Annotated in this window: 12 protein-coding genes; 7 read left to right on the top strand and 5 right to left on the bottom strand. The window is 57.5% G+C overall.

Translation table 11 applies throughout. From position 1 onward, the window contains the following. Window positions 1-145 precede the first annotated feature (145 nt). Together AC3DKS_RS00190 and AC3DKS_RS00185 are read left to right on the top strand one after the other, a co-directional pair. Window positions 146-1,831: a hypothetical protein gene (locus AC3DKS_RS00190; protein WP_272608088.1), complete on the top strand. Its 1,686-nt coding sequence runs from the start codon at window positions 146-148 to the stop codon at window positions 1,829-1,831. A 298-nt stretch (window positions 1,832-2,129) separates the two neighbouring features. Further along, window positions 2,130-2,678: a pyridoxamine 5'-phosphate oxidase family protein gene (locus AC3DKS_RS00185; protein WP_272608087.1), complete on the top strand. Its 549-nt coding sequence runs from the start codon at window positions 2,130-2,132 to the stop codon at window positions 2,676-2,678. On the opposite strand, the gene AC3DKS_RS00180 is transcribed toward AC3DKS_RS00185, so the two are convergent. Together AC3DKS_RS00180 and bshC are read right to left on the bottom strand one after the other, a co-directional pair. After that, a complete protein-coding gene (locus tag AC3DKS_RS00180) occupies window positions 2,655-4,040 on the bottom strand; it encodes a pyridoxal phosphate-dependent decarboxylase family protein (protein ID WP_015754464.1) in 1,386 nt (461 codons plus the stop codon). The two genes, AC3DKS_RS00185 and AC3DKS_RS00180, sit on opposite strands and share 24 nt — an antisense overlap. A gap of 51 nt (window positions 4,041-4,091) precedes the next feature. Further along, window positions 4,092-5,699, bottom strand: coding sequence for a bacillithiol biosynthesis cysteine-adding enzyme BshC (gene bshC, locus AC3DKS_RS00175; protein WP_272608086.1), 1,608 nt, complete (start codon window positions 5,697-5,699; stop codon window positions 4,092-4,094). Between the two features lie 168 nt (window positions 5,700-5,867). Between bshC and AC3DKS_RS00170 the strand changes: the two genes are divergently transcribed. Beyond that, a complete protein-coding gene (locus AC3DKS_RS00170) occupies window positions 5,868-8,342 on the top strand; it encodes a M14 family metallopeptidase (protein ID WP_474731753.1) in 2,475 nt (824 codons plus the stop codon). Window positions 8,343-8,395: 53 nt separating this feature from the next. Here AC3DKS_RS00170 and AC3DKS_RS00165 read toward each other — a convergent pair whose 3' ends face one another. The 3 genes from AC3DKS_RS00165 to AC3DKS_RS00155 form a co-directional block, all read right to left on the bottom strand. Further along, complete coding sequence (locus AC3DKS_RS00165; protein ID WP_272608084.1) at window positions 8,396-10,030, bottom strand: Gfo/Idh/MocA family protein; 1,635 nt, start codon at window positions 10,028-10,030, stop codon at window positions 8,396-8,398. Further along, complete coding sequence (locus AC3DKS_RS00160) at window positions 10,027-10,524, bottom strand: DoxX family membrane protein (RefSeq protein ID WP_015754460.1); 498 nt, start codon at window positions 10,522-10,524, stop codon at window positions 10,027-10,029. The genes AC3DKS_RS00165 and AC3DKS_RS00160 overlap by 4 nt, the downstream gene beginning before the upstream one ends. Window positions 10,525-10,672: 148 nt before the next feature. Further along, window positions 10,673-11,998 carry an aminotransferase class V-fold PLP-dependent enzyme gene (locus tag AC3DKS_RS00155; RefSeq protein WP_272608083.1) on the bottom strand — a complete coding sequence of 442 codons (1,326 nt, stop codon included), beginning with the start codon at window positions 11,996-11,998 and terminating at the stop codon, window positions 10,673-10,675. A gap of 108 nt (window positions 11,999-12,106) precedes the next feature. Here AC3DKS_RS00155 and AC3DKS_RS00150 point away from each other — a divergent pair, with 108 nt between their 5' ends. The 4 genes from AC3DKS_RS00150 (at window position 12,107) to AC3DKS_RS00135 (ending at window position 19,773) form a co-directional block, all read left to right on the top strand. After that, window positions 12,107-13,417, top strand: coding sequence for a carboxypeptidase-like regulatory domain-containing protein (locus tag AC3DKS_RS00150; RefSeq protein WP_272608082.1), 1,311 nt, complete (start codon window positions 12,107-12,109; stop codon window positions 13,415-13,417). 701 nt (window positions 13,418-14,118) lie between these two features. Continuing rightward, window positions 14,119-16,338, top strand: coding sequence for an NADP-dependent isocitrate dehydrogenase (locus AC3DKS_RS00145; protein ID WP_272608081.1), 2,220 nt, complete (start codon window positions 14,119-14,121; stop codon window positions 16,336-16,338). 71 nt (window positions 16,339-16,409) lie between these two features. Then, on the top strand, window positions 16,410-18,815 hold the full coding sequence (locus tag AC3DKS_RS00140; protein WP_272608080.1) for a TonB-dependent receptor: 2,406 nt from the start codon (window positions 16,410-16,412) through the stop codon (window positions 18,813-18,815). 1 nt (window position 18,816) lies between these two features. Continuing rightward, window positions 18,817-19,773, top strand: coding sequence for a DUF4249 family protein (locus AC3DKS_RS00135; protein ID WP_272608079.1), 957 nt, complete (start codon window positions 18,817-18,819; stop codon window positions 19,771-19,773). Window positions 19,774-19,778: the final 5 nt, after the last annotated feature.

Raw genomic sequence — 19,778 nt, 5'->3', positions numbered from 1 at the left:
GGGAAACCGAAGCCCTATGTTTGATCGTCATCCAGGAAACACCTAATGACAACTTGTTTTGTGGTCTTGTCCCGGAGCGTGCTGCAGAACCCTCCGGACAGGGTCCACAAAAGAAAATCAAATGCAAACCACAAAACAAATTCCAATGAAAACAATCAAAAATTCCAGGTGGCTGATTCTCGTGCTTTTGGCCGGTACACTCGGCCTGTCATGCAGCAAAGACGACCCCGGAAACGGGGATGGCAACGGGGGCAACGGACTCGAGCAACGCAACGGTCTCGATGAGTCGGAGGTGGCCGCCGACCCCGGGGCAATCGGGTTAAGCGTGAGTGCCCGTTCCCTGGCGCGGAAAGGATATCACCCGGAATTGGCGGCCATCCGGATCCAAGGGACGCATAGCGCGTTGAGCGCCGAGGTAGTCATCGATGCGGATACCCAGATCGGTGCCCTGTCTTTTGAAAACGAGGACCTGAGCGAATCCGAAAGGAAGGACCTGAGCGACGGGGTGCCGCTGACCGTGGAAATCCGCAACGCAAACGACAGCGTCCTGGCTACCAAAACTTTTTCGAAAATTTCGTTTACCTCCTCCCCGTCCCTGACGCCCATTGACAATGAGGCGCTGCCGGATAAATTCCGCACGGTAACCCTGCGGCCCGGCGTGTACTACTACCTCCAACTGGTGGATGAGGACGGAACAGAAATATACGGGGCCCCGGCATCGGATTCCTACACCAACGGCACCAACCTCTCCACACGGATCAATGTGCGGCAGGCGGATGAACTGGACTACAATTCGGAATACGTGGACCTGTATACCCGGTTCCTTTTTACCGAGATGCCCGGGCAGCCCGGGGTGTACTCCATCGGTCTCCGGGATAAAGACACCCCGGACAACCTCCTCTACATGTATATCAAGGTCGACAATTCCCGCGTATTAAATATACAAAGCCGGGCAAACCGGGCCCGGAACGGCGACAATACCGACCCCACCCAACCCCCGAATTACGCGTTCCGGATTGAGAAAACGCCGAACGGCCTGTTCACGATCACCCCCACCGAACAAAACCGGCCGCTCGTATTGAGCGAAAACGGGTTATACCTGCATTGCGCCCCGGGCAGCGAAAACGAGACGCCGGCCTATTTTCGGATCCTGGCTTTCGATATTGACTGGGAAATCCAGTCCCTGGAATACAAGCACCTGCAACCCATACTGCCGCCTGCAGGCACTTCCTTTGCCTACAATAGCACGCTGGTGAATTGCAGCAGCGGGGAGCTTGTACAGGAAGTCGGCGTCAACCAAACCCGGGAGACCAAATCGGTATTCGGATGGGAGGAGAGTTTTTCCCTGAGCAGCAGCCAGGAGTTTTCGGTAGACGTGTCCATGGAGTCGACGATTTCAGCGGAATTTTACGGGGTCGGGTCTTCGGTGAGCTCCTCGGTATCCGAAAGCTACACCACCACGCGTTCCCAGACGAATACGAGTACGCAATCCGCGGCGTTTGAAACAACGGAATCCATTGAGCTGTCTACGAGGCGGAGCCTGACTGTGCCGGCCAAAAAAGCCACCCTGGTGTCCGACATGTACCAATCCTATGAAAACGTACGCGTGCCTTTTGTCCAGCGTTTCCGGATCAAGGGAGCCTACCAGGGCGACAATTCCCCCCTCACGGGAGACGAAATCATCACGCAGTTCGCCTTCAACCAGTTCTCCGGGGTGATCACGGAAAAAGGCGCCGATTACATCGAAGTTACCGTACGGGGCACCAATACGATCGACGAGCTCATCGATACGCAAACCGTGGCACGGGATGTTCCCTCCGAATGCAATTGACCCCCCCGGCCCCGTTTCCGGGAAGGTTATTGAAACGAAAAACCCCGGCGGGATCCGCCGGGGTTTTCGTTCTCCCGGTCTCCCGGGACAAAACCAACCTAAACACATGAACTAATTATGACACAAAAATTATTCATCAAAAGCGCCTTGCGCTGAGGAAATCGCTCCCGTTGCAGTCTGCTGCCCCGGGAAGCGATTGATTCCTTTTTCATGGCAACTTTGGTATATAAACAACCAGCGAACATTTTACCCTACCCCGCATGGGTATTTTTTTTAATTTTAACAAAATACCCTTCCCATGACCCAGCAGTACTGGACTGAAATCTGCGACGAGATCGATGCCGGAACCCGGCTTTCCGATCACCCGTTTCGCTATGCAACCCTTGCCACGGTTGGGCTTGAAAAGGTTCCCCGACTTCGGACAATCGTCGTACGGGAATTCGACCCCGAACAGATGCGATTGACTTTTTTTACGGATGCCCGTTCCAAAAAAATGTTGCACATCAAGGAAAATAACAAGGTAAGCCTGCTGTATTACCATCCCGAAAAGTTGCTGCAACTGCGTATCGAGGGCATTGCGTACAGGGAAAAGGACGACGCCCTGCTGTCGGCCTATTGGGAAGGGATCAGGGAAGCCTCGAGAAAAGATTACACCACGGAAGAGCGGCCGGGAGCCGAAATCAAGGGCCCGGACCAGGTAGATTACATGCAGGGCAGCGAAAACTTCGCGGTTGTCCGTATCCAACCTTTTCGGATTGAATACCTGCAACTCCGGCGCCCCAACCACATTCGCGTTCGGTTTTCCCGAACCGAGGATAGTTGGTCAGGTGATTTCCTGGTCCCCTAGCGTATCGAGGATAATCCGGATATCCTCCTCGGTGGTATCCGGGTTGATAAAACAAAATCGCAGGACCGTCTCCATGCCCCCGGTCCCCCGCCATTTGGTGGGGGTTACCAGGGAGATTCCGGCCCGGTGGTTCCGGTAGGTCCACTGGTTGTAGTCGTCCGGGTTCCAGCCCTTGCGGCGAAACAGCACGCAGGACAGGCTGGGGGCGCGGACCAATTCCAGGTCCGGGTACTCCCCGATAAGTTCCCCGGCGCGAACAGCAAGCCGGATGCCTTCCTCAACGGCCTCTTTGTACCTGTCGGTTCCGTGGGTTGCCAGGGAAAACCACAGCGGCAGCCCGCGGAGCCGCCGGGTGAGTTGTATCTGGTAGTCGGCCGGGTTAAAGCCGTGGGCCCCTTCGTCTTTAAAAATATCCAGGTAGGAACCCTCCTGGGAGTGGACCCGCCGCGCCTGTTCGGGGTCCCGGTAAATGATGGCACCGCAATCGTAGGGGGTGAACAACCACTTGTGCGGATCGATGGTCACACTGTCCGCCTGCTCAATCCCCCGGAAGAGGTGGCGGACGGAATCGGCGGCAAGGGCTCCGCCCCCATAGGCGGCATCCACGTGGAACCAGAGGCCCCGGTCCCGGCAAACCCGGGCAATCCCTTGCAAATCGTCTACGATTCCCGCATTGGTGGTACCCCCGGTAGCCACCACGCCAAAAAGCCTTTCGCGTTCCGCATCGGACAATGCCGCAATTGCCTTTTCCAGGGCTTCCCCGCTCATCCGGTCTTCGGTATCCACCAGGCGAATGTCCGCGTCAATTACCTTGGCCATGGCCTTAATGGAACTGTGGGCGCCTATGGAGGCCACGATGATCCCCTTGCCATGTTGCGTTCCACCCCCTTCCCGCCAGACTTCCCGGGCGGTAACCATGGCCGACAGGTTTGCAGCCGTCCCCCCGCTGGTAAATACGCCAAAGGCACCCTCGGGCATCCCGGTCAGGGAAACCAGCCAATCCATCGCCCGGTTCTCGCAGAAAATCCCCCCGGCGCCTTCCATCCAGTAGGCCCCGTGTATGGAGGAGGCCGATGTGACCAGGTCAAACATGATGGCCGCCCGGGTGGGGGCGGCCGGCACAAATGCGAGGTGGCGGGGATGGTCGATAGGGACAGTAGCCTTAACGAGCACGTCCCGGAAAAGCCGGAAGGCCTGTTCGCCCCCGATCCCTTTGGCCGTTACGGTCTCTCCCACAAGTTGCTTTAAATCCTCCTCTTTTTTGGGGATTCCCAGTTCCGGGTCCCGGACCGTGATCCTGTTGATGGCGAATTTCATGACGTCCAGGGTCATTTCGACCGTATCGATATCCAGCGTGTGCATGTTTCGGAATTTTAATGCAAAGATACGGCACCCGATCGGGGCCGTAAGGGGTCAGCGCTCGTAAATCAGGATGGAGAATTCGGGATGCAGGGGGTCAAACGCCCCGAGTACGGAGGGGACCCACTGGCTTCCGAGTTCGAGGTAGCAGGCGGCGAAGTTTCGCGTCCGTTCCTGCAGGCTGCCGTTGGGGAAGAGTTCGCCCTGCAGGGCCACCAGTCGGTTTACGTGGTCCCGGAGCTTGCGTTTCTGGGCTTTGAGCAGGCGTTTCTCCAGGTGGTTGAGCCCGTTGATCTGTTTGGTTTCCTGGGCCTTAACAGCCCCCAGGAAGGAGGCATCCGTTTTTTCGGCCAGGGCATAGAGGTCGCGGAATTGCTTCCGGAGGTGCTCCCGCTGCGGGGTAAAATCGATGTCGATCCCGGAAATGGCCCGGACTTTCCGGTTGATCAGCTCGTTTTGGTCCAGGAAGAGCTCCTGGAGGGAGACCCCGAGTTTTTCCGCTTTTCGGGCCTGCTTGTCGGAAAGGACCAGGGCGGAATTGCGCAGCATCAGGATCGGAAAAGGGATTTCTGAAGCCTCAAAATACGATTTGAGTTCCAGCCAGTAGGCAATCTCGCCTCCCCCGCCGATATAGGCGATATTGGGCAGGATGACCTCCTGGTAGAGCGGGCGCGTGATGACGTTGGGAGAAAATCGGCCGGGGTGTTCCCGGAGTTCCTTTTTCAGGGCCTCCCGATCCATCCGGATATCAGTTTCCAGCACGCCGTATACGCCGTCCTCTTCCACAATCCGCTCCCGAAGTCCGTCCCGCATGTAAAATAAATTGATCTCCCGGGGAGTGACCTGTATCGGGTAGTCCGGGTCCGCGGCCTGCAGGCCTGCAGCCTGGTCGGATACCTGCCGGTGGGCCAGCCCTTCCAGCATGTCGGTTTCCATATGGGGGGCAAAGAGGGCTTTCAACCGGGGATCGTCCCCGTCCAGCACCACCAGGCCTTCTTCGCCGAACAGGCGATTCGCCAGATAGCGGGTGGCAGCTGCCAGGTTCGGATGTTCCAAATAGGCCGCTTCAAACAGCTCCTTGAGTTCCCGGGCGCGATCCCCGGGCCCCAGGTCCTGCATAAACTGTTCGGCCAGCACCTCGAGGCCGTCGGTTTCCATACGGCCGACAGGCCCCCCGGCTTCCCGGTTCCACCGGAATTCCTTCCCTTTGAAATTAAAGTGGTTGATCTCGTCAAAATCGTGGTCCTCCGTGGCCATCCAGTAGACGGGCACGAAGATATGGTCCGGGTAGGCCGCCTGTAATTTGCGGCAAAGCGCGATGGTCCCGAGGATCTTGTAGTGGAAATAGAGCGGTCCGGTGAACAGGTTCAGCTGGTGCCCGGTTACCACGGTCACCGTTGCGGAATCCGCCAGGGCGGCGATATGGCTTTTGGTGGCAGGGGAGGCGCTGAGCCCCCGGTACTGGTCTTCCAACACCGTACAGAGGGTACTTCTGTGTGATTCCGGATAGGTTGCGAGTTTCTCCAGCAGCTGCTCCCGGAATGCGCCCAAATCCGGGGATCGGCCGTAAAACGGCTCCAACCCCGGGACTGCGTCCAGGTAATCCGTGATCAGTTTTGAAAAGAAACCCGTATCCTTAAAGGGAATGCCTTCCTTGCGCATGCGTTGGTTTGAACAACCCCAAAGATAACGCTCCCGTGCCTTGCAATTCCTAAAAATACGTTAAGAAACCCGGGGCGGCAGCACCCCGGGGCGTAACCAGGGGTGACGTATTGTGGAAGTTTCCGTAGATTTGGTCCGCCGGCAAACCCCGGTCCCAAACCTGAATTTATGAAGCATTGTTTTGCGCTTTTCCTGTCGTTTTTTACCGCCATCGCCTTTGGGCAGGAATTGCAATCCCCTTCCGAGTTCCTCGGTTACGAATTGGGGACCCAGTTTACGCGCCACCACCGCGTGGTTGAATATTTCCGCTATGTAGCCGACGCCCGCAGTGAGCAGGTACTCCTGGAACAATACGGGGAAACCAATGAGCGGCGACCGCTGATTACGGCCACCCTGTCTTCCGCCGCGAACATGCTGCGCCTCGGTGCCATCCGGGAGGCGCACCTGGAGGCGCTGGAAGGGCAGGGCTCTCAGGGGCCGGCCATTGTCTGGCTGAGCTACAATGTGCACGGGAACGAAAGCGTCAGTACGGAAGCATCCATGCAGACCCTGTACGATTTACTCACCACGCGGAGCAGCTACCTGGAGAATACCGTCGTGATCATGGACCCGTGCATTAACCCGGACGGACGCGACCGGTATGTGAACTGGTACAACCAGTTCAAAAACACCCCTTACCAGGCAGACCCGAACAGCAAGGAACACCACGAGGGCTGGCTCAGCGGCCGCGGGAACCATTATATGTTTGACCTGAACCGCGACTGGGCCTGGCTTACCCAGAAGGAAAGCCGGGAGCGCCTGGTGGCCTACAATCGCTGGATGCCCCATGTACATGTGGATTTTCACGAACAGGGGGTGGATGCCCCCTATTACTTCGCCCCGGCGGCAGAACCTTACCACGAGGTGATTACCGAATTCCAGCGCCGATTCCAGGATACCATCGGGCGGAACCACGCCCGGTACTTTGATGCCAACGGCTGGTTTTACTTTACCCGGGAGGTCTTTGACCTGTTTTACCCGAGCTATGGGGATACCTACCCCACCTACAACGGCGCCATCGGGATGACCTATGAACAGGGCGGCAGCGGCCGCGCCGGCCTGGCCATTCGCACCTCCATCGGCGATACGCTGACCCTGAAAGACCGGATTGCGCACCACCTGACAACCGGCCTGAGCACGGTGGAAGTAGCCTCCCGCCATGCCGGGATGCTGGGCAGCGAGTTCCGCAAGTTTTACGGCAGCCCGAAGAATTTCAAATACAAGAGTTACGTACTCAAGGGAGACCGGGACAAACTCGCCGCCCTCCGCGATTTGCTGGAACAGCACCAGGTCCGCACCGGGAGGGCACGCGGCGGCTCCGTACGCGGGTTCCGCTACGATACCGGCCGCAGCGGCAGTATGCAGGCGGGTCCCGAGGCGCTGGTAGTTCCCACCGACCAGCCGAAAGGCACGCTGGTTAAAGTGCTTTTTGAGCCGGATGCGCGCCTGAGCGATTCCCTGACGTACGATATCACCGCTTGGTCCCTGCCTTACGCCTACGGGCTCCAGGCCATCGCCTCGGAGTCGGCTGTTGCCTATGACAGCCCGGCCGATTTCGGGGATGCAGCAGCACCTGCCCCAGAATCCTGGGCCTACGCCTACCTGACCGACTGGGACAGCATGGATGACGCCCGGTTCCTGGCCGCCCTGCTGAAGGAAGGCTTCCGCGTGCGAAGGGCTTCCAGGCCCTTTCAACTGGAGGGCAGGAACTGGGCTGCCGGAACGCTGATCATCACGGCCGGGGACAACCGGCACCACGCGGACTTTTCCGCCCGGCTGGAGGCCTTGCGTAAGGCACACGGCCGGGAATTGACACCTGCCGGCACCGGACTGGTGGATTCCGGCAAGGACTTCGGTTCGCGCTATGTGGATGTGGTCAGCAACGTGCGTGTGGCTGTCCTTTCCGGCGAACCGACATCCACCCTGGACTTCGGGGAGGTATGGCACTTTTTTGAACAGCAATTGCACTATCCGCTCACCGTTCTGGACACCGATTATTTTGACCGGGTAGACCTGGACGCCTATGACGTGCTGGTCCTGCCGGACGGCAGGGGCTACCGGCGCTTCTTAAACGAAAAACGGGTGAAAGGCCTGAAAGCTTGGGTGGCCGCAGGCGGCCGGCTGATTGCCATGGGCGGTGCCCTGGATGCCCTGGGAGGAGACTCGGGATTCTCCATCGAACCAAAAAAATCGGATGAAGCCGCCGGGGAAGAGGCGGCGCCGGGAACGGACCCGTTGTCTTTTGAAGCGGGACAGCGCGAACGGATCCGAAGTGCCATCACCGGGGCCATTTTCAAAACCCGGGTAGACCCGACTCACCCGATGGCTTTTGGCTACGGGGATTCTTACTTCAGCCTGAAACTCGGCAGCAGTTCCTACGAACTTTTAGATTCCGGCAATGTCTCCTACCTGATGGGCCAGCCGGTACCCGTAGCGGGGTTTGCAGGGAGTGAGGCTTTGAAAAAGTTGCCCAACAGCCTGGTATTCGGGGTGGAAAACCACGGGCGGGGCCAGGTGGTCTATATGGTGGACAACCCGTTGTTCCGCGGCTTTTGGGAGAATGGGAAACTATTCTTTGCCAACGCCCTCTTTATGGGGAATTAAATAAATAAATCCACGAAAAAACCCGGCCTTTAAAGCCGGGTTTTTTTATTGGGTCAGCCCACAATGTCCGGTGGAAATTCCCCGATCCCCGGAGGGCTGTTGAGCAGGACCTCATCCAGGTCCACCCCGTCCACCGGGACCACGCGCTGCGCTTCCGGATCCCACTGAATCCGGCGCCCGAGTTTCCAGGAGAGCCCCGCCATATGCGCCGAGATGGCCTCCTCAAACCCTTCCTGTATGCCGCAACTCACAGCTCCCCCATTGCGCAGGGCGCTCAGCCATTCCCGCATATGGAGGAAGGTGGAATCGACGCGCTTCCCATCGATATAGGTCCACATGAGCCCCTTGTCTGCAAAATACTGGGAGGTGGCCGAAGAGACCCCGTCCAGGGCGGTTGCTGCCGGGTTATAGCGGTATATCGGGGATTGCGGCTGCATTTTGCCGGTCTCCAGGTAGTCTGCATAACGCGTGGAGCGGCCGTCCGGCCAGATGGTGAGCTGGTTGCCGAGTTCCATACTCCCGTCGTGGCCCATCAGCATGGTGGGCCTGCTCAGGCCGTTGCCCAGGGTGGCGCTGTAGACAAAGGTCATCCCCTGCTCCTTCCCTTTTTGCTGGCTGCTGCCTGTGCTGAAATCCGGGAATTCCATGGAAGCCTGAAGCACGTCCGGGACATTTCGCCCGTCCCGGTGCGTATAGATGCCGCCGGAAGCCATGACGGAACGGGGGATGCCCATCCCAAGTACACAATTGAGCCGGTCGTAGTCGTGGGTGAGCAGGTCGCCGGACAGCCCGGAGCCGTAGGCCCACCATTTGCGCCAGCGAAAGAAATGGTTCTTGTTAAAGGGTATTTCCGGTGCACTTCCAAGGAATTGCGCCCAATCGATGGTATCGGGCCCCGCTTCCGGGTGGATGTCGTAATTCCAGGCTCCGTTGTCGTCATTCCGGTTGGTGTTGGTGGTGATCAGCGAAACATGGCCCAGGATGCCCTTTTCCACGATGTCGCGGGCCGTCCGGAAACTCAGGGTTTGCCGGTGTTGGTGCCCCACCTGCAGGACGGCCTGGGAATTCCTGGCTACATCCCGGAGTTCGTAGGTTTCCGAAAGCGTATGGGTCATCGGTTTCTCCACATAAACGTGAACCCCCCGACGGAGCGCCTCCATGGCCATGGGGGCATGCCAGTGGTCCGGGGTGGCAATCACCACGGCTTCCACCTCCCCGCTGGAAATCATCTCCTGGTAGGTGCGGTAGCGCCGTACCGTATGGGTTTCGTCCGAGAAGGAGCGTACAGCTTTCTCGGCCCGGACATCGAATATATCGCAAACCCCGGTAATCCGCACATTCAGCGGCTCCTGGTTCTTAAAATCCTCCAGGGCGGTAAAGGCCTCCCCGGCTTCCCGGGCCAGGGCTTCCGCCTCCTCCATCTCCGCGATCCATTCGTCTGTGGCAAAGCCGAGCGACCGGCAGAGCTGTTCCCCCCGGATACCAAAACCAATGATGCCGATTTTCACAGGCTCCCCGCCGATTCCCTGAACCGCTGGGGGCAGGCTCGGCTGGATATTGAGGCTCTCCAGGATAGCATTGCGTTCTTTTTTGCGGCCGACAGTACTCGCGGCACCAGCCCACCATACGGCTCCGAGGATCGGGATTCCGCCCAGGCCCATCAGTGCTTCTCTGCGTGTCCATTTCATGATATGCGCGTTTTAGGTTCATTCTGTGTGTTTTTCGACCACAACCGGGGCAGGCCAAATAGCGAGCCGGTCGGTTGCAGGAAGAGCAGGTAGCAGGCAGCGGCCTCGATCAGGTTTTTGTTGACCAGCCAGTAACTGCCCTCCGTATTGAGCTGGGGGCTGCCGGGAAGCGCCGGGTGCGCCAGGTAGTACAACAGGAGCATGCCGATTCCCGCCAGGGCCCCGGCTTTCTCAAATACCCCGAGGATCAGCGTAACACCCACCAGGATCAGGGCTACCCAATTCAGGGTGTCTACCCAGGGGAGCAGGGATTCTGAGGCCAGAGAGGTAAAAACCGGTTTCAGCGGGCCCTGGGCGGTGGCCAGGTACCCGAAACTGGTCCATTCCGGGTTGTAGAGTTTGATCACTCCCTCGTACAGGAAATGCCATCCGATCAGGATCCGGAGCACCACCAGCCCTCCGGCCAGCCTCCTGCTGTTTTGAAATTTTTCCATGATTCTATCTGTTTTTTATGGTTAATGTGGTTTATGGTTGGGCCTTTTACGGAATAACGCCAGGACGGGGTTTAAAGCTACTGCTATGGTAGAGTGCAAACTATGATACATATCAGCTTTCCCGCATCCCGGTTTTCCGCATCTCAGATTATCGCGCCCGCCGGGCAATTTCGGAGACAGCGGCCACCAAATGCGCCATCTCCTCCGGGGTATTGAAGACGTTTGGGGTAATCCGGCAGCCCTGAACCCCCGCCCCGTCGATGGCTACCGTATAAATCCCGAAATCTTCCAGAAGCGCAGTTGCAAGCCCGGCCGGCGGGAGTCCCTCCACCCCGACATTTGCAATGGCACAGCTGCGTTCCGGGGATTCCGGCGTATTGACCCGGACGCCGCGAACAGCCCGCAGAGGCTCGGTCCAGGCGCGTTGCAATTCCCGGAGTCGCGCCGCTTTCCGCTTGATCCCTATATGCTCCAGGTAGTCCATGGCCGCATCGATGGCCAGGTCGGTATGCACCGGGTGCGTCCCCGTATGGTTCAACCGGGATATATCATCGGGTTCCCTGGGGTGCTCGGCGAGCAGGGGCCAGATTTTCGGGATGTGTTCCCGGCGGATATAGAGCATGCCGGCGCCCAGCGGGGCCGCCAGCCATTTGTGGAGGCTCGAGCCGTAATAATCGCATCCCAGGGCCGGGATGTCCACCGGGAAATGCCCCACGCAGTGCGCCCCGTCTACCAGTACTTCCACGCCGTGGCGGTGCGCCATGTCGCAAATTTTCCGCACCGGCAGGATCTGCCCGGTGATATTGACCATGTGGCACACCATTAGCAGGCGCGTGCGGGGGGTGATGGCCGATTCGTAAAGGGCGACGATTTCCTCGTCCGAGGCCGGGTGCATGGGCAGGGACAGGACGCGGTTTATCACGCCGAACCGTTCTGCCACCAGGCCGAACTGCATCTGCATGGCCCCGTAATCCTGTTCGGCGAACACTGCCTCGTCCCCGGGTTGCCAGGGGTACCCGCCGATTACCATGTCCAGGGACTCCGTGGTATTCCGCGTCAGGATGAGTTCTCCTGGGGTGCAACCGAGCATCCCGGCCAACCGGGCCGCCACCCGCGCTTTGTTTTCCCATTGCACGGTGCGCATATAATACGCCCCTTCCCGGTTGACCATGCGGATATTTTCCAGGTAGGCCTCCAGGGTGGGCCGGGGAATGATGTTGTAATACCCGCTTTCCAGGTTGATGTAGTCCGGTTTCAGGTCGTAGTCCGACCGGACCCTTTCCCAGAACCCGTTCTCCCCGCCTCCGGAAACTGTACGGGCCTGAATCGGTGCCCCGGCACCCTGCTGTCCGGGTATTTCACGCGGTCTCCCGGAGGGCGAATGGCGCCCCGCCAGTGCACCGTCTGGCAGGAAGATAAAAGGAGAGGCCGCCGTAAGCTGCCCCAGGCGCTTGAGGAAGGTTCGTTTTTCCACGGGAGGAAGTTTTGGTTAGTGTTTCAAGTTAAGAAATCTTTGTATTTACTTTTGCCTTCCCGGGGATTTTGACCTTCCGTATTTACCCTAAAAATAGTATCTTAGAGTATGAAAAATCGCTATCTAATCGGGGTGCTTGGATGGTTTATCTTCCTGGCGGCCCCGGCTGTTCTCGGACAGGAAAGTACCGGGGAGGAAATTGCCGGGGAGGAATCCGGTTTCCGGCAATACCGGGGCGAGGTGCTGGACGCGGAAACCAATGACCCGCTCGTTTTTGCCACCCTGTCGCTCAGCCAGTACAATATCAGTACGGTGACCAATTCCGAGGGCGGTTTCCTTCTGAAGGTCCCCGAGGAGATTTCCGAGGCCGTTGTGGAAGTCGCTTTCCTGGGCTATGAGACCCGCAGGATCCCTTTGCTGCAATTCACCCCGGAGGACAATGAAATCCGGCTTGAGGTTTCCGTCACCACCCTGCCGGAAGTGGACGTGGTAGTGCCGCGGGACGCAATGACCCTCGTAAAGGAAACCCTCCGAAAAAAGGGGGAAAACTATTTTGACAACCACACCCGGATGACGGCATTTTACCGGGAGACCATCAAAAAGAGGCGGCGCAATGTGTCCCTCTCCGAGGCGGTGGTCACCATCTACAAAACCCCCTATACCTCCCTGCGCCAGGACGCCATGGAGTTGTACAAGGCCCGGAAGAGCACGGATTACGACAAACTGGACACCGTAGCCCTCAAATTGCAGGGCGGTCCGTTCAACGCGCTTTTTGTGGACGTGATGAAATACCCGGAATACATTTTTTCGGAGGAGTATATTGAATATTACAATTTCTACTTTGAACGCAACACCCGGATTGACGACCGGTTGATTTTTGTTATCGGATTTGAGCAGAAAAAGCATATTGCCGACCCACTGTATCGGGGGAAGCTCTACATAGACGGGGAAAAGAAGATCCTGACCAGCGCCATATTTTCGCTGAATATTACGGATGAACAAATGGCGAGCCGGATGTTTGTCAGGCGCAAGCCCTCAAATGCCGAGGTGACCCCCACGGAGGTATCCTACCGGGTGGATTACCGGGAGAAGAACGGGCGCTGGTATTACGGATACAGCAATGCCCTGTTGGAATTCAAGATCAACTGGGACCGGAAAATATTCAATTCCGTCTACAGCCTGAGTTGCGAAATGGCTGTTACGGACTGGGAAGCCAATGAGTCGGGCAGCCTGCCCCGAAACCGGGAGCGGGTTAAAACCTCGATCATCCTGAGCGACGAGGCCATCGGGTTTTCCGATCCGGATTTCTGGGGGGAATACAATATCATCGAGCCCGATAAGTCTATCGAATCGGCCATACGTAAAATCCAGCGGCAATTGCGGCGGGAAGAACGCAGCAGCCCGGGTCTAACCCCCTGAAACGATCCGGGGGCAGGGCGGAACCGAGCCGGAAACTCAGCCGGAAATTACCCGGGATCGCGATGATTGACCAACCCCTTCGGATATGAACAATTGTTAATATCCGCGGTTGATAAGCTGTAAACTATTTTAAGTGTTAATTTTTTGGAAATGAGAAGGTTTGCACCTATATTTACTAGGTGATCAAGTAGGGGTTATCAGTCCATGGTAACGGTGAAAGATCATTATAAAGTCAGCGTTCTTTATATTGTTGAATAACCCATCGCACACAGGGCCTCAGTGCCCGAAGCGAAACGGTGAGCCACTCTAAGGAGGCTGTTGCTTCCGGGGTTGGTGGGACCTTATGCGTTACATGGAAAACTCAGGTTTACCCTGTAAGTCAAAAGGACTAAGCAACAAGAAGAAACATCTGGCGGGTTGCGATTTTCGGATCAACACACCAGCGATGTTTCAAACGTCAAACGGCACAACGGCAACCAAGTGTTGTTTTGGAAGGCGAAACGCCTGACAGAGAAAGTTGTTAGCTGTTTTAGAAAGCCATATCAATTGTACCCGTTACAGTGATATGGCTTTTGTTATTTCCGGCTTTTGCGGGTGGCGGACCCGCCCACATGGGCCGCAGCTGGCAGAATTGGCCCGCCCGGTCTGCTTTGCCGAGTTAAAATTGTATATTTGCTCCGCTTTAAAACGATCGAATATACATGGCGACCATTCACTATACCAAAACCGACGAGGCCCCGGCCCTGGCAACTGCATCCTTACTCCCTATCGTACAGGCATTTTCCCGTACTGCAGGAATCGATATCACCACCAAGGACATTTCCCTCGCCGGTCGGATACTGGCCGCTTTCCCCGAGTTCCTTTCGGAAGCCCAACGCATCCCGAATGACCTGGAATTCCTGGGCGAATTGGCCAAACAACCCGAAGCCAATATCATCAAACTGCCGAATATCAGCGCGTCCATCCCCCAACTGGAGGAGGCGATTACCGAATTGCAAGGGCAGGGATACGCCATCCCCGACTATCCGGCCGAAGCATCCTCAGACGAGGAAAAAGCCATCAAAGCCCGTTATGACAAGATTAAAGGAAGTGCGGTAAACCCGGTGCTCCGGGAAGGTAATTCGGACCGTCGCGCCCCGAGGCCGGTCAAAAATTTCGCCCGCAAAAACCCACACAGCATGGGCGCCTGGAGTGCAGATTCCAAAAGCCATGTCGCCACCATGTCTTCCGGCGATTTCAAATCCAATGAGAAATCGGTGACCCTGGGCCAGGGGACGCGCCTTCGCATTGAATGGGTAGGCGCCGGCGGCGAGACCCGGGTATTAAAAGAAGATATCCCGACCCTGGACGGGGAGATCGTAGACGGGACCGTCATGGAAAAGAAAGCGCTCCTGCAATTTTTGGAGGAGCAGGTAGCCGACGCCAAAAAATCGGGTGTGTTGTTTTCCGTCCACCTGAAAGCCACCATGATGAAGGTCTCCGACCCGATTATTTTCGGGCATGTCCTGCGCACCTACTTCCAGGAGGTATTCCAACGGCACGATGCCACCTTTGAATCCCTGGGTATCGACGCCAACGACGGGCTGGAAAACCTGCTCGGGGATCTGGAGCAACTGCCGGAAGACCAGGCGGCATCCATCCGCAAGGAAATTGAAACTGCCATGGAACAGGGCCCGTCCCTGGCCATGGTCAATTCCGACAAGGGGATTACCAACCTCCACGTGCCCAGCGATATCATCATCGACGCTTCCATGCCCGCCATGATCCGGAATTCCGGCAGGATGTGGAATGCCCAAGGCAAGCCCCAGGACACCAAGGCGGTCATCCCGGACAGCAGCTATGCCGGCGTGTACCAGGCCACCATTGACGATTGCAAGGAAAACGGGGCCCTGGACCCGAAAACCATGGGGACTGTCCCGAATGTCGGGTTGATGGCCCAGAAGGCCGAAGAGTACGGTTCCCACGACAAAACCTTTGAAATTGCCGATCCGGGCACCGTGCGCGTGGTTGACCAGCACAGCGGGGAAGTTTTGATGGAGCACGCGGTCAGTGCCGGGGACATCTGGCGGATGTGCCAGGTTAAAGACAAACCCGTGCGCAACTGGGTGGAACTCGCCGTAGAGCGGGCCCGCCTGTCAAACACCCCGGCCGTATTCTGGCTGGATCCCCAACGCGCCCACGACCGGGAACTGATTACCAAGGTAGACGCCTACCTGCCGCAGGAAACCCGGGAGGAGTTGAATATCCGGGTACTTTCCCCTGTGGAGGCCACCCGCTATACGCTCAGGCGCATCCGGGAGGGCAAGGATACGATTTCCGTAACGGGTAATGTCCTTCGCGATTACCTGACCGACCTTTTCCCCATCCTCGAAGTGGGGACCAGTGCAAAGATGCTGTCGATTGTCCCGCTGATGAATGGCGGGGGACTGTTTGAAACCGGCGCCGGCGGATCCGCTCCCAAGCACGTGGAGCAATTCCTGGAGGAAGGACACCTGCGCTGGGATTCCCTGGGGGAATTCATGGCTTTGGCCGTATCCCTGGAGCACTACGGACAAAAGAACAACAGCAAGAAGGCCGGCATCCTGGGGCGGTCCCTGGATGAAGCCACCGAAAAATTCCTGGAGGAGAACCGATCTCCCTCCCGGAAGGTCAACGAACTCGATACGCGCGGCAGCCACTTTTACCTGGCGCTCTATTGGGCCAGGGCCCTGGCAAAACAGGAGGAGGAACCCGCATTGGCCGGGGCGTTCCAAAAGGTTGCCAGCGACCTGGAGGCCCAAACCGACACCATTCTGCAGGAGTTGCTCGACGCCCAGGGGCAACCGCAGGACATTGGGGGCTACTACCTGCCCGACGCTGAAAAAGTACGTCGCGCCATGCGTCCGAGCTGTTCCTTTAACGCCATTTTGGAACAGCTTTAATTTTGGGTTAATACCGGGCCGCAGTGGGGTTGGTAGCTAATTTTCCGTATTTTTAGGAAAATAAAAATTGCATGAATCCCAGATTCCGGCTCCCGCCGGTATGTGTCCTCCTTTTCTTTGCGACATGCCAGTTATTCGCCCAGGAGCGTTACACCCTCAGCGGTACGATTTCCGAGGCGGGCTCCAACGAAACGCTCATCGGCGTAAGCATCCTGGTGCCTGAATTACAGACCGGAGCCACCACCAATGAATACGGCTTTTACTCCCTGACCCTCCCCGCCGGCACGTACGATATCGTCGTACGCTACCTGGGCTTTGCCGATATCCGGCAATCTGTGGACCTGCTGGCCGACAGGCGCCTGGATTTCAGCATGTCCGAGGAGGCCGAAGAACTGGACGAGGTGGTGGTGACCGAACAGGCGGAACGCCTCGACATCCGCGAGCCGCAGATGAGCGTGGCTACCCTGAAGACGGAGACCATCAAGAAGATCCCCGTGGTCCTCGGGGAGGCGGACGTCATCAAATCCATCCTGTTGCTCCCCGGGGTAACCAACGCAGGGGAGTCCTCATCCGGCTTCAACGTGCGCGGCGGGGCAGCCGACCAGAACCTGATCCTGCTCGACGAGGCCACCATCTTCAATTCCTCCCACCTTTTCGGCTTTTTCTCGGTATTCAACCCGGATGCCATCAAGGATATCAAATTATTCAAAGGGGGTATCCCGGCCCGGTATGGTGGGCGGGTATCCTCCGTCCTGGAAATCTACCAGAAAGAAGGGAACAGCAAGGAATTCCATATGAACGGGGGCATCGGCGCCGTGGCCAGCCGGCTGCTGGCGGAGGGACCCATAGTCAAAGACCGGGCCGCCTTCCTGGCCGGGGGACGGGCTTCTTATGCCCACCTGTTCCTGCCGCTCTTCGACATCAACAACAAAGCGTATTTCTACGACCTGAATACCAAGTTAAACTATCGGCTGAACGACCGGAACAGCCTGTATCTCTCCGGGTATTTCGGGCGCGACCTGTTCAGCATCAACGACTTGTTTGTCAACACCTACGGGAATGCCGTGGTAAATTTCCGGTGGAACCACCTGTTTTCGGACAAGCTTTTTGCAAACCTCTCGCTGATCTACTCGGATTACTATTACGGCCTGGAACTCGACTTTGTGGGCTTTGAATGGAATTCGGGCATCCGCAACTTCAATGTCAAATACGACCTGAAGCACTATGTGAGCGACCGGTTGCAAATCAATTACGGCCTGCACAACACCTACTACGTGTTCAACCCCGGCAAGATTTCCCCCAATAGCGAGGAGTCCGGGATCGTGGAGGAACAACTCACCAAAAAATACGCGAACGAAAACGCGTTGTACGTGGACGTTTCCCACGATATTTCCCAGCGCCTCAGCCTGGGGTACGGGTTGCGCGTCAGCCAGTTCAACCGGTTGGGCCAGGACGAATTCTACGTTTACGAGGACGACAACCCCGTTTTCTTTGACCCGTTTACGCTGGTGTACCGGGAAAATATCCCGATCGATACGGTGTCGGCCGACCGGTTTGAAACCCTGGACAAATTCCTGAACCTGGAACCCCGGGTGTCCGTGGCCTATACGCTCAACGAGAAGAGCTCCGTCAAGGCGAGCTATATGCGCATGGCCCAATACCTCCACCTGCTCTCCAACACGAATTCCCCTACTCCCCTGGATGTCTGGACCCCCAGCGGCCCCTACACGCGTCCACAGATTGCCGACCAGGTGGGGCTGGGGTATTTCCGCAATTTTGCCGATGGGGAATACAGCCTGGAAACCGAGGCGTTTTACAAGAAAGTGCAAAACCGGATCGATTATATAGACGGGGCAAACCTGATTGCCAACGATGCCATCGAACAGGTCATCCTCAACGGGGAGGCCCGGGCCTACGGCTGGGAATTCCTGCTGCGGAAGAACACGGGGGCCCTCACGGGGTGGGTTGCCTATACGCTGGCCAAATCCGAGCAGCGCACCCCTGGGCGGGAGCAGGTCACCTTTATGAACCGGACCGTGGACGAGCCGGGGATCAATTTTGGGGAGTGGTACAGTACGCCCTATGACAAGCGGCACGATGTAGCGGTTTTTGGCAGTTACGAAATTGACGACCGCTGGAGCCTGAATGCCAATTTTATCTACCAGACGGGCCAGCCCACGAATTACCCGGTGGGCCAGTTTGAATTTGAAGGGCTCGTGGTGCCCTATTACGGGCTGCGGAACCAGGAACGCCTGCCGGATTACCACCGGCTGGACCTCTCGGCCACCCTGCGCCCGCGTGTTAATCCGGACAAGAAAGTCCGGGGCGAATGGGTCTTCAGCATTTACAATGTGTACAACCGGATGAATGCCGCGTCCATCAACTTCCGCCAAAACCAGGATACCGGCCGGAACGAGGCCATCCGCACGTCCATTTTCGGCATTGTGCCGTCGGTAACCTATAATTTCCGTTTCTGAGATGATCACACCCTGCTCCTTCCGCATCCCCTTCCTGCAGACCTGGCTCCTCCCGGCGTTCCCCCAGGTATTGCTGCTGGGGTTGCTATTGGCGAGCTTTTCGGCCTGCGAGGACGTCATCGAAGTGGAGACGCCCGTGGAGGACCCGCGCCTAGTGGTAGAAGGCCTGATCCGCGTGGATACCACCCAGGAGTTTGTCCCGGTGGAAATCCGCCTCACCCAGACGGCCGGTTTTTTCGATACGGTACAGCCTGTCAGCGATGCCACGGACGTAGTGATCCTCTTGCAGGAAATCCGGGACGGGGCACCCACAGGGAATACCTTTTCCAGAGCCCTGGCGGAGGTGGACCCGGGAAGCGGCGTGTATGTCCCCGACCCCACTTTTGACGCCGACCAGCGGCTGCGGGTTTCCACGGTTCTCGCTGCCGACTACGTGTATACGCTGATCCTCACCTGGCAGGGGCGCCGCTATGCGGCAGTGACGGAATACGTGCCTTCGGTACCCATCGACCGGGCCGAACCGGGCAATCGCACGCTGTTTGACGAGGACGAGACCGAGGTGGTAGTGGCCTTTACCGATACGCCCGGGGAAGGGGACTACTATATCTTCGATTTTGGCTTCGGGGAGTTCCTGCCCTCGGAGGACTCGTTTTCGGATGGGGAACAGCTCGAATTTTCCTTTTTCTACGACCAGTCATTCGATCCGGGGACGGAAATCGATATTTCCATCCTGGGGGCCGACCAGGTATTCTACAACTACATGCTCCTGTTGGTGGAACAGGCCGGGGACAGTGGCAACCCGTTCCAGACCCCCGTGGCCACCGTCCGCGGGAATGTCTTTGATGTCACCGACCTGGACAATATCGACAACGCGGACAATACGGGCCGGCCCGATGTATTTCCCCTGGGCTTTTTTGCCATCGTTCAGGAATTCAAAGCCACGGTTACGATTGAATAATTGGA

The sequence above is a fragment of the Robiginitalea sp. genome, assembly GCF_982776155.1.
Note: the sequence above shows the minus strand (reverse complement) of the source record. Positions and strands in the feature narration are given on the sequence as shown.

Excerpts from the sequence above, each read along its gene's own strand:
- AC3DKS_RS00190 (WP_272608088.1), top strand. The coding sequence starts at position 146 with ATGAAAACAATCAAAAATTCCAGGTGGCTGATTCTCGTGCTTTTGGCC.
- AC3DKS_RS00180 (WP_015754464.1), bottom strand. The coding sequence starts at position 4,040 with ATGCACACGCTGGATATCGATACGGTCGAAATGACCCTGGACGTCATG.
- AC3DKS_RS00185 (WP_272608087.1), top strand. The coding sequence starts at position 2,130 with ATGACCCAGCAGTACTGGACTGAAATCTGCGACGAGATCGATGCCGGA.
- AC3DKS_RS00150 (WP_272608082.1), top strand. The coding sequence starts at position 12,107 with ATGAAAAATCGCTATCTAATCGGGGTGCTTGGATGGTTTATCTTCCTG.
- AC3DKS_RS00135 (WP_272608079.1), top strand. The coding sequence starts at position 18,817 with ATGATCACACCCTGCTCCTTCCGCATCCCCTTCCTGCAGACCTGGCTC.
- AC3DKS_RS00160 (WP_015754460.1), bottom strand. The coding sequence starts at position 10,524 with ATGGAAAAATTTCAAAACAGCAGGAGGCTGGCCGGAGGGCTGGTGGTG.
- AC3DKS_RS00140 (WP_272608080.1), top strand. The coding sequence starts at position 16,410 with ATGAATCCCAGATTCCGGCTCCCGCCGGTATGTGTCCTCCTTTTCTTT.
- AC3DKS_RS00165 (WP_272608084.1), bottom strand. The coding sequence starts at position 10,030 with ATGAAATGGACACGCAGAGAAGCACTGATGGGCCTGGGCGGAATCCCG.
- AC3DKS_RS00170 (WP_474731753.1), top strand. The coding sequence starts at position 5,868 with ATGAAGCATTGTTTTGCGCTTTTCCTGTCGTTTTTTACCGCCATCGCC.
- bshC (WP_272608086.1), bottom strand. The coding sequence starts at position 5,699 with ATGCGCAAGGAAGGCATTCCCTTTAAGGATACGGGTTTCTTTTCAAAA.
- AC3DKS_RS00145 (WP_272608081.1), top strand. The coding sequence starts at position 14,119 with ATGGCGACCATTCACTATACCAAAACCGACGAGGCCCCGGCCCTGGCA.